The following is a 14,413-nucleotide window of genomic DNA, read 5'->3' on the forward strand; positions in this document are numbered from 1 at the left end:
CCGCCGGTGGTGCCGGTCTCCGAGCGTCCGCGTCCGCGCCCCGTCTGCCCGCCCCTTGTCCGCCCGTGCGTCGAAGTGCGGCGTGCATCCGGATTGCTCGGTACCGCTGGTACCGCGCTCAACAGTCTGCCTTGTCGCGGGCGGGCTCGTCAGCAGTGGGTGACGCTCTGCACAACCCCTCGACAACGATCGGGGAACCGCGTGCGGGCCCGCGCCCGGCGCCGGTGCGCGCATGTCGGCTGACAGCTCGTCAGTCAAGGAGGGAAAGGGCACCCCTCCCCCTCCGTGTACCGGGGGAGAGGGGTGCCCTTCGTGCACCGCGGCCGTTACGCCTTCGTCACCGGCTCCTGCAGCTCCGTCACCCACCGACTCCGGTCCGGCGGGCACTCCAGGTTGACCTCGCGGGCGTACCCCGTGGAGCGGTAGCCGTGGGCGTCCAGCCAGCGGGCCAGGGTCTGCGCGGTCGACAGCACGTCGTCCATGGCGCCCCGGTGCACGATCGTCGCGGCCTCGAACGGAGGCAGCTCCACGACCCGTACCCCGGTCCCACCCACCGGCCCCACCGGTGCCGAGACCGTCACCCCCGCGTGCACGACGACCGCCCCGCCGCCCTCGGGGGCGTCCTCGTAGCGGGCGATCCCGGGGCCGGCGGGCCGGATGCCGGCCGCTTCCAGGAGCGGGAACAGCTTCTCGTACAGCGGACCGATCACCGGCCCGATGTGGTGCGGCTCGTAGTCGGCGGCCGTCCCGGTCAGCTCGGCCACCCGGACCGCCGGAACGGTCTTGATCACGACGTCGTCTGCAGGCATGTGCCCCTCACTCTCGATCGACCGGAGCCTCACCTCGACCTGGGCCAGCCGCGAGGCCGCGGCCGCCACCGCTTCCGCCAGCTCCGCCCGGCGCAGCCGCAGCATCTCGCGCAGCTCCTCCGGGCCCACCTGCTCGTCCAGGACGGCCGCCACCTGCTGGAGCGTGAAGCCGAGGTCCTTGAGCACGATGATCCGGTTGAGCCGGGCGAGCTGGGCGGCGCCGTAGAAGCGGTAGCCGGTGGTGGGGTCGGTGCGGTCCGGGCGCAGCAGCCCGATGGCGTCGTAGTGACGCAGCATCCGGGGCGACACCCGTCCGTACCTGGCGAAGTCTCCGATGGTGAACATGATGGCTCCCACTGCACGGCTTCACACGGTGTGAAGGTCAAGCCCGGCCCGGTACCGGCCCCGGACCGTATACAGGCAGGAGCCCCGCTCCTCCGCCGAAGCGGGTGAGCGGGGCTCCTTGGGTACTGCTGGTGCGACCGCGATCGGCCGACCCGGGCAACTAGGCCGGGGTGACGTTCTCAGCCTGCGGGCCCTTGGGACCCTGAGTGACGTCGAAGTTCACGGCCTGGTTCTCCTCGAGGGAGCGGAACCCGGACGCGTTGATCGCGGAGTAGTGAACGAAGACATCCGGGCCGCCGCCGTCCTGGGCGATGAAGCCGAAGCCCTTTTCAGCGTTGAACCACTTGACGGTTCCGGTAGCCATAAGCCCTCCTTGGGCCAAAGGGTTGCCCTGCTCCAGAACCTGCAAACAAGTCTGAAAACTACAAAAGCCTGCGGGTTACATGCTCCGCAGGCTCTGTACTGCAAGGGAAACCAAACTGCAACTTGCGGGCGAGCCTAGCACGCAGCCTCTGGAGAGCGGTAGAGGGAAAGATCACTTCACTCGAATGTTTGATTGCCCCGCCGGAGAGGTGACGGGCCCTGGTCCCCGGGCCCCGGAGATACCCCGAACGAGGCCCCGGGGGCGTTCCCGGAGACCTCCCGGAGACGCCCCGCCGGTGCCCCGGTGGTGCCCGCCGTCCGAGCCGGGTCTAGCCTCGCGATGTGGACCATTCAACCGTCTCAGCCCGCGAGATCCCGGCCGGTGAGGGCGACGACCGTCGCAGCCGCCCTCGCGTCGGCCACATCCAGTTCCTGAACTGCCTGCCCCTCTACTGGGGCCTGGCGCGTACGGGGACCCTGCTCGACCTGGAGCTGTCGAAGGACACCCCGGAGCGGCTCAGCGAGCAGCTGATCAGGGGCGACCTGGACATCGGCCCGGTCACCCTCGTGGAGTACCTGCGCAACGCCGACGGCCTGGTGGCCTTCCCGGACATCGCGGTCGGCTGCGACGGGCCCGTGATGTCCTGCGTGATCGTCTCGCAGCTTCCGCTCGAGCAGCTCGACCGGGCGCGGGTGGCGCTCGGCTCCACCTCGCGCACCTCCGTACGCCTGGCCCAGCTGCTGCTGGCCGAGCGGTACGGGGTCCGGCCCGACTACTACACCTGCCCGCCCGACCTCGGGCTGATGATGCGGGAGGCGGACGCGGCCGTCCTGATCGGTGACGCCGCCCTGCGGGCCAATCTGCACGACGCCCCGCGTCTCGGCCTCCAGGTCCACGACCTGGGCGCGATGTGGAAGGAGTGGACGGGGCTGCCGTTCGTCTTCGCCGTCTGGGCGGCCCGCAAGGACTTCCTCGCCGCGCACCCCGAGACGGCCGCCAAGGTGCACGAGGCGTTCCTCGCCTCCCGGGACCTCTCCCTGGAGGAGGTCACCAAGGTCGCGGAGCAGGCGGCCCGCTGGGAGGCCTTCGACGCCGAGGTGCTGGAGCGGTACTTCACGACCCTGGACTTCCGCTTCGGCCCGGACCAGTTGGCAGGCGTCCGTGAGTTCGCCCGCCGTACCGGAGCGGACACCGGATACCCGGCGGATGTCCATGTGGAGCTGCTCGGCGGCTGAGCCGGGAATGGTCCGTCCGGTTCGCATTCGCTTTCCGCTTCCCGGACGGGGAAAGGGGAGGGGAACAAGCGGGACAACGGACCGGACAACGCATTCACGCCTTTCCCCGGGGCGAAAACGCCCCTTCCTGCCCGGAGAAGGGGGAATGGTCCGGCCGTTTCCCGGTGACCGCGGCGGTGGCGCCCCCTAGGCTTCGGTCCGGGTCCGGACCGTCACAGGGTCAGCCGGACCGCGTCACAGGATCGGGGGGAGTCCCTATGCAGCCGCTGGAGGCGGGTGAACCGCGCACCATCGGTGCCTACCGGCTGCTCGGCAGGCTCGGTGCGGGCGGCATGGGCCGGGTCTATCTGGGGCGCAGCGCCGGCGGTCGCACGGTCGCGGTGAAGGTGGTCCACCCGCACTTCGCGCTGGACGAGCAGTTCCGCGCCCGGTTCCGGCGCGAGGTGGAGTCCGCGCGGCGCATCGGCGCGCAGTGGACGGCCCCGGTCCTGGACGCCGACCCGGACGCGCCGGTGCCGTGGGTCGCCACCGGCTACGTCGCCGGGCCGCCGCTCTCCCAGGCGATCACCGAGCACGGCCCGCTGCCGGAGCACGCGGTCCGCACCCTCGGCGCCGGCCTGGCCGAGGCCCTCCACGCCGTCCACGGCCAGGGCATCGTCCACCGCGATGTGAAGCCCTCCAACGTGCTGCTGGCCCTGGACGGCCCCCGCCTCATCGACTTCGGCATCGCCCGGGCCCTCGGCGCGACCGTCTCGCTCACCTCCACCGGCGTCTCCGTCGGCTCCCCCGGCTACATGGCGCCCGAGCAGATCCGCGGCCGGGACGTCTCGGGTGCGGCGGACGTCTTCTCGTTGGGCGCGGTCCTGGCGTACGCGGCGACCGGCCGGGCCCCCTTCTCCGGCGACTCCTCCGCCGTACTCCTCTACAAGGTGGTGCACGAGGAGCCCGAACTGGGCGACCTGGAGGGCGACCTGCGGGAGGTGGTCGCCGGGTGCCTGTCCAAGGACCCGGACGAGCGGCCCGCCCCGGCCGACCTCGCCCGCACGCTGGCGCCGGACGGGGCGGCGCCGATGGTCGCGGCGGGGTGGCTGCCGGGCCGGCTGGTGGGCGAGGTGAGCCGGTCGGCGGTGGCTCTGCTGGACCTGGAACCGCAGGACGCGCCGGTGGGGTCGGGCCCGGTGCCGTTCAGCAGCGCGTCACTGGGAGCGGGCTTCGGGGCGGGCCCCGGCGGCGGCCCGGGTTCCGGTACGCGCCCGCACGAGGGGCCGGGAGCCGAGGCCCGTACGGGCTCCGATTCCCCCGCGGGCTCCGGCACGGAGCCGGGACCCCCTTCCCGTACCGGCTCCGGTGCCTCGGGGCGGGAGGGTTCCGGGTCGCTCGGGCGCTTCGGCCCGCCGCTCGTTCCCGCACCGCACGGCGGTACTCCGCCCGGCACCCCGCCCCCGCCCGGCACACCCCCGGAAGCCGGGCTCCCCGGCCAGCGGGCCCGCGACCCCCGGTTCTCCGTCTCCGTCACCGCCGACTCACAGACGAGCACGCGTACGAGCACGGGCGCGGGCCCCGCCCCCGACGCGGGCGCCGGAGCACGCCGGAGCCGCCGGGTGAGCTGCACGGTGGCGCTGGCCGTGGCGGGCGCGTTCGCGGTCGTCGCCCTGGGCTCGGGCCTGCTCGACGGCTTCTTCCCGGGCGACGCGGACCGGCGCGGGGGGAACGACACAGGGGCCGAACGGCCGTCCCCGACCGCGTCCGGTTCGGCCCCCGCGTCCGAGGGCCCGGCACCGGCCACGTCCGCCCCCGACGACGCCGAGGACGGTTCGGTGACCGAGCTGCCGAAGGCGTTCGTCGGCACCTGGAGGGGCCCCCTCACCGAAAGGACGAGCGGGCAGCCGCACGGCACCCTCACCGCCGTCTTCACCGAGGGCAGGAAGGGCGCCCAGGTCGTCCGGATGTCCACCACCATCTCCCAGCTCGGCATCACCGTCACCTGCAACAGCGTCGGCACCCTCACCTCCGGCACCACCGAGGAGCTGAAGGTCCGCGAGCGCACCGACCCGGACCGCCCGAGCACCCCGGGCTTCTGCACCACCACCGAGGCCGACCTCGTCTTCAGGCTCACCGGTGACGGCGCCCTGGACTACCAGTCGAAGGAGCGCGGCGCGGGTCTTCCGTACGGAACCCTCACCAGGTCCGGCGGCTGACGGCACAAGGGGCTGGCGTACGCTGGACCGGTCCGAGGATCCTCAGAAAACCGCCGAAAGGTGACAGCCCGGTGACCGAGAAGGCCGACCTCCAGCCCGTCCTCGACCGAGCCGCCGAGGGCGGTCGGATCACCCCGGAGGAGGCGCTCGACCTCTACCGCCGGGCCCCGCTGCACGCGCTGGGCGCGGCGGCCGACGCCGTACGCCGTCGCCGTTACGCCGGTACCGAGCACATCGCGACGTACATCATCGAGCGCAACATCAACTACACCAACGTGTGTGTGACGGCCTGCAAGTTCTGCGCCTTCTACGCGCCGCCGAAGGCCAAGGACAAGGGCTGGACCCGGGACATCGAGGACATCCTGCGCCGCTGCGCGGAGACGGTCGAGCTGGGCGGCACCCAGATCATGTTCCAGGGCGGCCACCACCCGGACTTCGGCGTGGAGTACTACGAGGAGCACTTCTCCGCGATCAAGAAGGCCTTCCCGCAGCTGGTCATCCACTCGCTCGGCGCCTCCGAGATCGAGCACATGGCCCGGATCTCCAAGGTCTCCGCCGAGGAGGCCATCCGCCGTATCCACGCCGCCGGGCTCGACTCCTTCGCGGGTGCGGGCGCCGAGCTGCTGCCCGCCCGGCCGCGCACCGCCATCGCCCCGCTCAAGGAGTCCGGCGAGCGGTGGCTGGAGATCATGGAGATCGCGCACGGGCTGGGCGTCGAGTCCACCTCCACCATGCTGATGGGCACCGGCGAGACCAACGCCGAGCGGATCGAGCACCTGCGGATGATCCGGGACGTCCAGGACCGTACGGGCGGCTTCCGCGCCTTCATCCCGTACACCTACCAGCCGGAGAACAACAAGCTGAAGGGCCGCACGCAGGCCACCCTCTTCGAGTACCTGCGGATGATCGCCATCGCCCGGCTCTTCCTCGACAACGTGGCCCACATCCAGGGCTCCTGGCTCACCACCGGCAAGGAGGTCGGCCAGCTCTCCCTGCACTACGGGGCCGACGACCTCGGCTCGATCATGCTGGAGGAGAACGTCGTCTCCTCCGCCGGTGCCAAGCACCGCTCCAACCGACTGGAGATCATCGACCTGATCCGCAAGGCGGACCGCGTCCCGGCGCAGCGCGCCACGACGTACGAGCACCTCGTCGTGCACGACGACCCGGCGATGGACCCGGTCGACGAGCGGGTGGTCTCGCACATCTCCTCCACCGCGATCGAGGGCGGCACGGCCCACCCGGAGCTGAAGCTCCTCAACGCCAACTAGCCCCCCGGTGCTGACGATTCACGCCGCGCCGCTGGTCCTGCCGGTCGGCGCGGTGGCGGTGGCGGAGGGGGCTGTGGCCGTGGACGGCGACCGGATCGCGGCCATCGGTCCGTACGAAGAGGTCGCCGCCGCGCACCCGGCCGCCCGGGTCCGCCGCTGGCCCGGTCTCCTCACCCCCGGCCTCCGCCAGGACCGGGCCGGCGCGCTGCTCACCCGCTGCTACCACCCGGACCCGCGCGAAGCCGACGAGCTGGGCGAACAGCCGCTGTGGGGCGGGGAGTTCGAGCAGATCGCGGCGACCATGGACACGGCCCGGCGGGCCGGCAGCGTACGGCGGGGGCTCCAGCGGATGCTGCGGCACGGGACCACGCATGTGGTGGGCCCGTTCGGCGCGGCGGAGCCCGCCCTGCGGACGGCGCTGGCCCGGTCCGGGCTGACCGAGGCGGGGCCGAGCACCTCCGCCGCCCCTTCCGGCACGGCCGACCCGGACCCCGTCGCGTACGGCGGCGGCTCGGGCCCCTTCGCGTACGGCGCTGACCTGGATCCCTTTGCCTACGGCGGTGACCTGGCCGCCACCGCCCACGGCCCGCTGACCGTGGGCGGCCGCGCCGACCTCGCCGTCTTCGACGTGCCCGACGAGGAGGCCCTGCGCGCGGGCGGGGCGAGGCGGTGCGTGGCGACGGTGCTGGCGGGCCGCCTCGTCCACCGCGCCCGCTGACGCGGGCGAAGTCCACCAGGGGCATCGACCAGGCGGCGGCCCGGGGCTCACGGCACCGAAGGCCCGCCCAGATAGCGCCCCTCGGTGTCGTAGGGCCAGGCGTTGGCGACGCACCCCTTCAGTCCGTCGATCTGCTGCATCATCGCGGGGGCCGGGCGCCCCTTCCCCGGGCAGGTCTCGTGGCCGCGTCCCAGCCAGTGGCCGACCTCGTGGTTGATGATCAGGGCCCGGTACTCGGTGACGGGCCCGTCGAACCGCGGTGAACCCAGCTGCCAGCGCTTGAGGTTGACCATCACCTGTTCGCCGCCCCGGCAGTTGACCTCGCCGCGGGTCTTGAGGCCGTACGCACCGCAGAGCCGGTCCGTGGTCTCCGGGGTCGCTATCCTGACCACCAACCCAGCCGCCCCGTCCGCGACCTGGCGGAACGAGCGCTCGCCGCCGCGGCTCCAGCCGCGCGGGTGGGCCAGGATCGCGGCGATCTCCTCGGCGGCCCGGTCGGGGTCGACGCCGATGCCGTCCTCCACCTCCACCCGATAGGGCTCGCCCTTGCCGGACCCGGTCACGCCCGCGCGGGCGACGGTGAACGTACCGGGGCCGGAGGCGGGCACATCGGAGGCCCGGGAGGAGCGGTCGGCGTCGTTCTCGGAGAGGGAGGGGGAGGGGGTGGGCTCGGCCTCGGGGGGCGGTGCCGGGGCGACCGGGGTCTCGGCGTTGTCGTCCCCGGGCCCGGCGGCGCGGTCGCTCGCGGGGTCCGCGGCGGCGGCGACGGACGGGTCACGGCTCTGCCAGGGCGGGTCGACGAGTGCCGCCACCAGGGCCACGGCCGCCAGGGCGAGCACGGCCAGCCCCACCGTCCGCCGCCGGTTCCGCCGTCTGCGCCGCTCACGGGAGCGAGACCGGGGCCGGGGGCCTCCTCCCGGTGCGCGCCGGGAGCCGCCGGCTCCCGGGCGGTCGCCCGGGCGGGCCCGCGGCCCCGACGCCGCGCCACGGGCCGGTTCGTCACGCGGCAGGGTGCCCGCTCCGCGGCGGCCCGTCATGACGCGGCCCCGGGGTCCGGTATCGCGGCGTGCGGCTCGGCGCCGGGCCGTCCCGGGCCGGGCGGAGGGGAGGAGGGCGGGGTCCCGTGCGGGAACGAGGACGAGGGGGTGGGGGTCGGCATGCCGGTCAGGGGCTCCGTCGGGTCGGGGAAGGGGTCCGGCGCGGGCCGGGTGAACGAGGGCGCAGGACTGGCTGAAGGCTCGGATGTGGCGGAAGGGTCGGGTGGGTCCGAAGGCTCCGACGTGGGTGAGGGGGTCGACGTGGCGGAGGGCTGTGGTGGGGAGGAGGGGCCCGCCGTGGGCGTGGGCTCCTGCGCGGGCCGGGTGACGGACGGGCCCGAGGGCGGGGCGGCGGGTTCGGCGTCGGGCGCGTGCCGCGACAGGGATCCCAGCAGGGCGATGCCGAGCGTCACGGAGGTCACCGCGACGAAGGCGCCCGCCACCGCGAGCCCCCGCCTCCGGGCCCGCCGCCGCTGCCCCTCCCGTACGGCGTGGGGGACCAGGTCGGGCAGCGGAGGCAGGCCGTCGGCGGTCCGGAGCAGCGCGTCCCGGAACAGCTCCTCGTCGGCCGGGGCCGGTCTTGCCGGGTGCCCCGGCTGTGGTTCTGCGGTCATGACCGGCCCTCAGCTTCCGGTGGAGTAGAGCTGGACATCGCCCAGACGGGCGCGCAGCCGGACGAGCGAACGCGAGCACTGGCTCTTCACCGTCGACTCGCTGCACCGCAGCAGCGATGCGACGCGCTCCACGCTCAGGTCCTCCCAGTACCGCAGGACGACCATCGCCCGTGCCCGGGGCGGGAGTTCGTCGAGCAGGGCGAGCAGGGTGACGCGGAGGTCGGCGCCGGACGCCACATCGGCCTGCGGGCGCGGTGCGTTGGACCGGTGGGCGAGCAAGTCACGTACGATACGCCGCCGTTCCACCACATAGGTTCGGACGAGGACGGTCCTGGCGTACGCGTCGAGGTTGTCGGCCCGGCTCGCCCGCCGCCAGTGCTGGAACAGCTTGGCCAGGGTGGTCTGCGTCAGGTCCTTGGCGCCTTCCGCGTTGCCGCAGAGCAGGTAGGCCGTGCGGTACAGCCGCCGCTGCCCGTCCCGCGCGTACGCCTCGAACGCGGCGCTCCCGCCGTCCGCCGCCGCCCCCTCGGGCTCCGCCCCTGCCGGCATCCGCCCTCCTTCTCCTCGTTCCACCCCTTACAGAGCTCGCGGGCACGGAAAAGGTTGAAGGCGGATCACCACCGATGCGTGATTCCGGACGGCGGGACGGAACGTCCCATTCCTCGGCACGAGCCCGGTGGAGCGCGGAGCGCCTGTGCTGAGGCGGCTGCCGTGAGGGCCGATCGCTTGCCGGAGGGGGCCTCCACGCCGATCTCGCCGAGTGTCCGGCGCTGCCCGTCGCTCAAGCCTGTCGCGACATCTTCAGAGATCTATCCGCATATCTGATGATTATTTCCCGGTCCTTCCGTGCTGGGCGGTCACGACCACACCCGCACCGCCGGGTCCGGGACGGGTCGCCGTCGCCGGGGACCGCCCCCACCGGTCCGTACGGCCGGGCTGCTTGAATGGAGTGGTGACCCGAGCCTCCCTGGACAAGCAGCCGCACGAAGTCGCCTCGATGTTCGACGGTGTGGCGGCCAACTACGACCTGACCAACGACGTGATCTCGCTGGGCCAGGCCCGGCTGTGGCGCAAGGCGGTCGCGTCGGCGGTCGACGCCCGCCCCGCGCAGAAGATCCTCGACCTGGCGGCGGGCACCGCGACCTCCTCGCAGCCCTTCGCCCGGGCCGGCGCCTACGTCGTCCCGTGCGACTTCTCGCTCGGCATGCTGGAGGTCGGCAAGCGGCGCCACCCGTGGATGCCTTTCACGGCGGGTGACGGGATGCGGCTGCCGTTCAAGGACGAGGTGTTCGACACCGTCACGATCTCCTTCGGCCTGCGCAACATCCAGGACACCGAGACCGCGCTGCGCGAGCTGTACCGGGTGACGAAGCCGGGCGGCAAGGTGGTGATCTGCGAGTTCTCGCAGCCGACCTGGGCGCCGTTCCGCACGGTCTACACCGAGTACCTGATGCGCGCGCTCCCGCCCACCGCCCGGGCTGTCTCCTCCAACCCGGACGCGTACGTCTATCTCGCCGAGTCCATCCGCGCCTGGCCCGACCAGCCCGGCCTCGCCGCACTCCTTCAGAGGGCGGGCTGGTCGAAGGTGGCGTGGCGCAACCTCACAGGCGGCGTGGTGGCCCTGCACCGGGCCACCCGCGCCTGACGGCTCCGTACGAGGCGTACGAGGCCCGACGGCTCACTCCCTACGGGCCCTGCCTGACGGCTCCGTACGAGGCGTACGGGCCCCGACGGCTCACTCCGTACGGGCCCTACAGCTCCAACCGGAAGCAGTACCCCACCTGCCCGGCGCCTGGGGTGGTGAAGGTCTCCGCGTTCCGCATCCCGAGCCGTTCCGCCACCGCGATGGAGCGGGCGTTACGGGAGTCGATCATCGCGACGACGTCCGGCACCCCCGCCGCCCGCAGCCGCTCCAGCGTGGTGCGGGCGGCGGCGGTGGCGTACCCGCGCCCCCACGCCGTACGCGCCAGCCGCCACCCGATCTCGATGGCGCCGACCGGACCGAAGTGGGTGTGCGGCCAGGGCTGGGCGCCGGTGAAGCCGAGCACGGTGCCGTCCTCGTCGGTGAGCGTCCACAGGCAGAAGCCCAGCTCCGCGTCGTGCCGCCGCTGGCGGGCGGTGAGCTCCTCGTAGACGGAGAACTCCGCGCTCCGGCCGCCGTGGAACTCCATCACCTCGGGGTCGTCGAAGATCCGGTGCCAGATCAGGGCGTCCTCGTCGGTCGGTACGCGCAGGCGTACGCCGGGCGCCGGGGCGGTGGGCGGCGGAACAGGTGCTATCGACATGAGGGAGCCCTTCGGAGGGTTGTTCTGCAGGCCCCCATAGACTGCACGGGACCTGTGCCGCGCGGCACGCGAATTCGAGTCTTCGGGAGATCCGACCGTGACCGAGCCCCTCTCCGAGCACAGCGCGGACGTGATCGTCGTCGGAGCGGGCCCAGCCGGCTCCACGACCGCGTACTACCTCGCCAAGGCCGGACTTGACGTCCTGCTGCTGGAAAAGACCGCTTTTCCCCGGGAGAAGGTCTGCGGCGACGGCCTCACGCCCCGCGCCACGAAACAGCTGGTCTCCATGGGGATCGACATCTCCGAGGAGGCCGGCTGGCTGCGCAACAAGGGCCTGCGCATCATCGGCGGCGGCGTCCGGCTCCAGCTGGACTGGCCGGAACTCGCCTCCTACCCGGACTACGGACTGGTCCGCAAGCGCGACGACTTCGACGAGCAGCTGGCCCGGCAGGCGCAGAAGGCCGGAGCCCGCCTCTACGAGCGCTGCAACGTGGGCGCCCCCCTCCGGGACGAGCGCACCGGCCGGATCACCGGCGTCGAGGCGAAGATCGGTGAGGAGAAGACCCCGGTCACCTTCCACGCCCCGCTCGTGGTCGCCGCCGACGGCAACTCCACCCGCCTCTCCCTCGCGATGGGCCTGCACCGCCGCGAGGACCGCCCGATGGGCGTCGCCGTCCGTACGTACTTCACCTCGCCCCGCCACGACGACGACTACCTGGAGTCCTGGCTGGAGCTGTGGGACCGCCGGGGCGCCGAGGACCGGCTGCTGCCCGGCTACGGCTGGATCTTCGGCATGGGCGACGGCACCTCCAACGTCGGCCTCGGCATCCTCAACTCCTCCTCCGCCTTCAAGGAGCTGGACTGGCGCGAGGTCCTCAAGGCCTGGTGCGCCTCGATGCCCGAGGAGTGGGGGTACACCCCGGACAACATGACGATCCCGATCCGGGGCGCGGCCCTCCCCATGGCCTTCAACCGCCAGCCGCACTACACCAAGGGCCTTCTCCTCGTCGGTGACGCGGGCGGCATGGTCAACCCGTTCAACGGCGAGGGCATCGCCTACGCCATGGAGTCCGGCCAGATCGCCGCCGACGTCATCGTCCAGGCCCACGCCCGCGCCACCCCCGCCCAGCGCGAACTGGCCCTGAACAACTACCCGAAGGTCCTCAAGGAGACCTACGGCGGCTATTACACGATGGGCCGCGCCTTCGTGAAGCTGATCGGCAACCCGAAGGTCATGAAGGTCGCCACCCAGCGCGGCCTGACCCACCCCCTGCTGATGAAGTTCACCCTCAAGATGCTCGCCAACCTCACCGACCCGACGGGTGGCGACGCGATGGACCGCATCATCAACGGGCTCTCCAAGGTTGCTCCCAAGGCCTAGCGCCTCAGGGCCCCGGCCCCGCGGGGCTGACGTCCTCCGTCGCGGGCACCCTCACGGAGCGGCCGTCGTCCCCCGCGTACGTTCGTAGTGGCGGGCCACCCGTGCCCGGTTGCCGCAGGACGGCTTGCACCACTCCTGGCGGCCGTGGCTCCTGAGGAAGTACCGCACGCAGCGCGGCGCGTGGCAGGCCCGCAGCTGTTCGCGCTCGGGCCCGCTCAGGAAGTCGACGGCGTCGCGCGCGAGGGCGGCGACGAGCCGTACGCGCGGGTCGGTCTCGGCCGACAGCAGGCGCGCCACCGGGCCCCCTTCGGCGGGCCAGTCCAGCTGCGGGGCGACGGGCTCCCGGGCGGCGGTCGCGTTGAGGTGGGCGAGGGCCTCGTCGGCGGGCATCAGGCGGTGGGCGTCGGCCGGACTGGGCGGCGCCGGGCTGACCACCCGCGCGAACAGGGCCCGCACAGCCCTCCGTACGCCGATGATCCCGTCCCGCAACTCCTCGTCGGCCACGAGGCCTTCGGGGGCCAGGCCGTCGACGGCCAGGCTCCCGCTCTGCTGCTGGAGCCACCGCGCCACCCCCCGGACCGTGTCCAGGTCGTCGACGATGCCGTCGTCCCCGCCGTGGTGGATCGTGCTGGCCAGCGCCATGACGGGCCGCTCTGCCACCGGTCGCCCCCTTCACCGCCCTCGGCCGCCGGTCGTCGAAGGCGGCTTGAAGTCTGTCCGGTCCCCACTCTAGAGTCCTAATGGAAGATCAGGAAATAACGTTAGACAGGGGATGGTCCGACATGCTGCTCGCCCAGATCAGCGATCTCCACCTGGACGGCAGTGAACGCGCGACGCGCAGAGCCGCCCGCACCATGGAGTACCTGCGTGCCCTGCCCCGCCCCGTCGACGCCCTCCTCGTCACCGGGGACATCGCCGACCACGCGACGGAGGCCGAGTACGAGGAGGCGGCTCGCATCCTGACCGCCCCGTTCCCCGTACTGCCCTGCCCCGGCAACCACGATGCCCGCCCCGCCTATCGCAAGGCCTTCCTCGGCGAGGCCCCCGCCGAAGGCCCCGTCAACCGCGTGCACCGGATCGCCGGAACCGCCGTCCTGATGTGCGACTCCACCATCCCCGGCCGCGACGAAGGTCGCCTCGACACGGAGACGCTGGCCTGGATCGACGCCACCCTGACCGCGCTCCCGGACGGGAGCCCCGCCCTCATCGCCTTCCACCAGCCGCCCGTCGAACTCCACCACCCCCTGCCCGACGCCCACCGCCTGGAGGAGCCGGAACACCTCGCCGCCCTCCTCGCCGCCCACCCCCAGGTCGTCGCCGTCCTCACCGGCCACGCCCACACGGCCGCCGCCTCCACCTTCGCCGGGCGGCCCCTGATCGTCGGGCCCGCCGTGACCTGGACCCTGCGCATGCCCTGGGAGGGGGACCGCCCGGCCGACCGCGACCAGCCCCCGGGGCTCGCGTTCCACGTCCTGGGCGAGGACCGGCGGCTGACCACGCACTTCCGTACCGTGCTCTGAGCCGGCGCATATTGCCGGGCCGTCCGCGCGCCCATGTGCAATGATTCACAGGCCGGGCGTACGCGCACTCTTCATGACGCACGCTCAGGCCTCCCCCTCACCTCCCATCGAACGCAGGCCGGCGGGGTACGGAACAAGCCGACACAGCGCTGCTCGACCCCTAGGACAGAGCCATGACCACCGCATCCCTGCCCCGGAAGACCTCCCGCACGGAATCGGCCGCCGCCGCGCCCGCCGCCGCGCCCCAGCACCACGGCCTCTTCCTGGAACCGCACTTCGCCCCGGGCTCGCGCCCGGTCGAGGACGACGAGTACGAGGACGGGTACGAGGGCGGCGCCCTGCCCGCCATGGAACCGGCGCGACCGGCCCGCCGCCGCTGACGGGACGGTAGCCTCGATCCCATGCCCGGCATGTCCAGCCCCGAGTCCGACAGAGTCCGCCCACCGGTGACACCGGTGGGCCGACTGCCGTTGAACGTCTAGGAGCCCGAGCGCCGCCGGACGCCCCCAGGGCCTCCGGCGCCCCTAGCCTCCTCTTCACGGCCGCGCCCCGCCGGTTCACCGCGGGTACGGGCTGTTCCCACCCCGCGTACGCGTCGGCTCCCCGCCGTACGCACGTCGGGTTCGTGCGTGCCCC

The 14,413-nt window shown here is 73.0% G+C and carries 15 protein-coding genes; 8 read left to right on the forward strand and 7 right to left on the reverse strand.

From position 1 onward, the window contains the following. Positions 1-326: 326 nt before the first annotated feature. Together AC0682_RS19375 and AC0682_RS19380 are read right to left on the reverse strand one after the other, a co-directional pair. Entirely contained in the window at positions 327-1,154 is an 828-nt protein-coding gene (locus AC0682_RS19375) for a MerR family transcriptional regulator (RefSeq protein ID WP_478534148.1), read from the reverse strand. 160 nt (positions 1,155-1,314) lie between these two features. After that, entirely contained in the window at positions 1,315-1,518 is a 204-nt protein-coding gene (locus tag AC0682_RS19380; RefSeq protein WP_023587141.1) for a cold-shock protein, read from the reverse strand. Positions 1,519-1,859: 341 nt separating this feature from the next. Between AC0682_RS19380 and AC0682_RS19385 the strand changes: the two genes are divergently transcribed. The 4 genes from AC0682_RS19385 (at position 1,860) to AC0682_RS19400 (ending at position 6,940) form a co-directional block, all read left to right on the forward strand. Further along, a complete protein-coding gene (locus tag AC0682_RS19385; RefSeq protein ID WP_478534151.1) occupies positions 1,860-2,753 on the forward strand; it encodes a menaquinone biosynthetic enzyme MqnA/MqnD family protein in 894 nt (297 codons plus the stop codon). A gap of 257 nt (positions 2,754-3,010) precedes the next feature. Further along, complete coding sequence (locus tag AC0682_RS19390; RefSeq protein WP_478534153.1) at positions 3,011-4,951, forward strand: serine/threonine-protein kinase; 1,941 nt, start codon at positions 3,011-3,013, stop codon at positions 4,949-4,951. A 71-nt stretch (positions 4,952-5,022) separates the two neighbouring features. After that, positions 5,023-6,222 carry a cyclic dehypoxanthinyl futalosine synthase gene (gene mqnC, locus AC0682_RS19395; protein WP_478534155.1) on the forward strand — a complete coding sequence of 400 codons (1,200 nt, stop codon included), beginning with the start codon at positions 5,023-5,025 and terminating at the stop codon, positions 6,220-6,222. A 7-nt stretch (positions 6,223-6,229) separates the two neighbouring features. Further along, positions 6,230-6,940, forward strand: a complete 711-nt coding sequence (locus AC0682_RS19400; protein ID WP_478534157.1) for an imidazolonepropionase-like domain-containing protein — start codon at positions 6,230-6,232, stop codon at positions 6,938-6,940. A 47-nt stretch (positions 6,941-6,987) separates the two neighbouring features. On the opposite strand, the gene AC0682_RS19405 is transcribed toward AC0682_RS19400, so the two are convergent. Genes AC0682_RS19405 through AC0682_RS19415 form a run of 3 tightly spaced genes read right to left on the reverse strand, consistent with a single transcriptional unit; the run spans position 6,988 to position 9,140 of the window. After that, positions 6,988-7,977, reverse strand: a complete 990-nt coding sequence (locus AC0682_RS19405) for a DUF3152 domain-containing protein (protein WP_478534159.1) — start codon at positions 7,975-7,977, stop codon at positions 6,988-6,990. Then, entirely contained in the window at positions 7,974-8,591 is a 618-nt protein-coding gene (locus tag AC0682_RS19410; protein ID WP_478534161.1) for a hypothetical protein, read from the reverse strand. Before AC0682_RS19410 ends, AC0682_RS19405 begins: the two co-directional genes overlap by 4 nt. Before the next feature lie 9 nt (positions 8,592-8,600). Further along, on the reverse strand, positions 8,601-9,140 hold the full coding sequence (locus AC0682_RS19415; protein ID WP_478534163.1) for a SigE family RNA polymerase sigma factor: 540 nt from the start codon (positions 9,138-9,140) through the stop codon (positions 8,601-8,603). 403 nt (positions 9,141-9,543) lie between these two features. Here AC0682_RS19415 and AC0682_RS19420 point away from each other — a divergent pair, with 403 nt between their 5' ends. Beyond that, positions 9,544-10,236: a demethylmenaquinone methyltransferase gene (locus AC0682_RS19420; RefSeq protein WP_478534165.1), complete on the forward strand. Its 693-nt coding sequence runs from the start codon at positions 9,544-9,546 to the stop codon at positions 10,234-10,236. Between the two features lie 106 nt (positions 10,237-10,342). Here the strand turns inward: AC0682_RS19420 and AC0682_RS19425 are convergent, their stop codons facing one another. Beyond that, positions 10,343-10,876: a GNAT family N-acetyltransferase gene (locus AC0682_RS19425; protein WP_478534167.1), complete on the reverse strand. Its 534-nt coding sequence runs from the start codon at positions 10,874-10,876 to the stop codon at positions 10,343-10,345. A 97-nt stretch (positions 10,877-10,973) separates the two neighbouring features. Here AC0682_RS19425 and AC0682_RS19430 point away from each other — a divergent pair, with 97 nt between their 5' ends. Beyond that, positions 10,974-12,257, forward strand: a complete 1,284-nt coding sequence (locus tag AC0682_RS19430) for a geranylgeranyl reductase family protein (RefSeq protein WP_478534169.1) — start codon at positions 10,974-10,976, stop codon at positions 12,255-12,257. Positions 12,258-12,308: 51 nt separating this feature from the next. On the opposite strand, the gene AC0682_RS19435 is transcribed toward AC0682_RS19430, so the two are convergent. After that, a complete protein-coding gene (locus AC0682_RS19435; protein ID WP_478534247.1) occupies positions 12,309-12,899 on the reverse strand; it encodes a CGNR zinc finger domain-containing protein in 591 nt (196 codons plus the stop codon). 140 nt (positions 12,900-13,039) lie between these two features. Between AC0682_RS19435 and AC0682_RS19440 the strand changes: the two genes are divergently transcribed. Next, on the forward strand, positions 13,040-13,777 hold the full coding sequence (locus AC0682_RS19440; RefSeq protein WP_478534171.1) for a metallophosphoesterase: 738 nt from the start codon (positions 13,040-13,042) through the stop codon (positions 13,775-13,777). Positions 13,778-13,950: 173 nt separating this feature from the next. Beyond that, positions 13,951-14,157, forward strand: coding sequence for a hypothetical protein (locus AC0682_RS19445; RefSeq protein WP_478534173.1), 207 nt, complete (start codon positions 13,951-13,953; stop codon positions 14,155-14,157). Positions 14,158-14,413 lie beyond the last annotated feature (256 nt).

It is taken from the genome of Streptomyces sp. NPDC043746 (assembly GCF_056436485.1).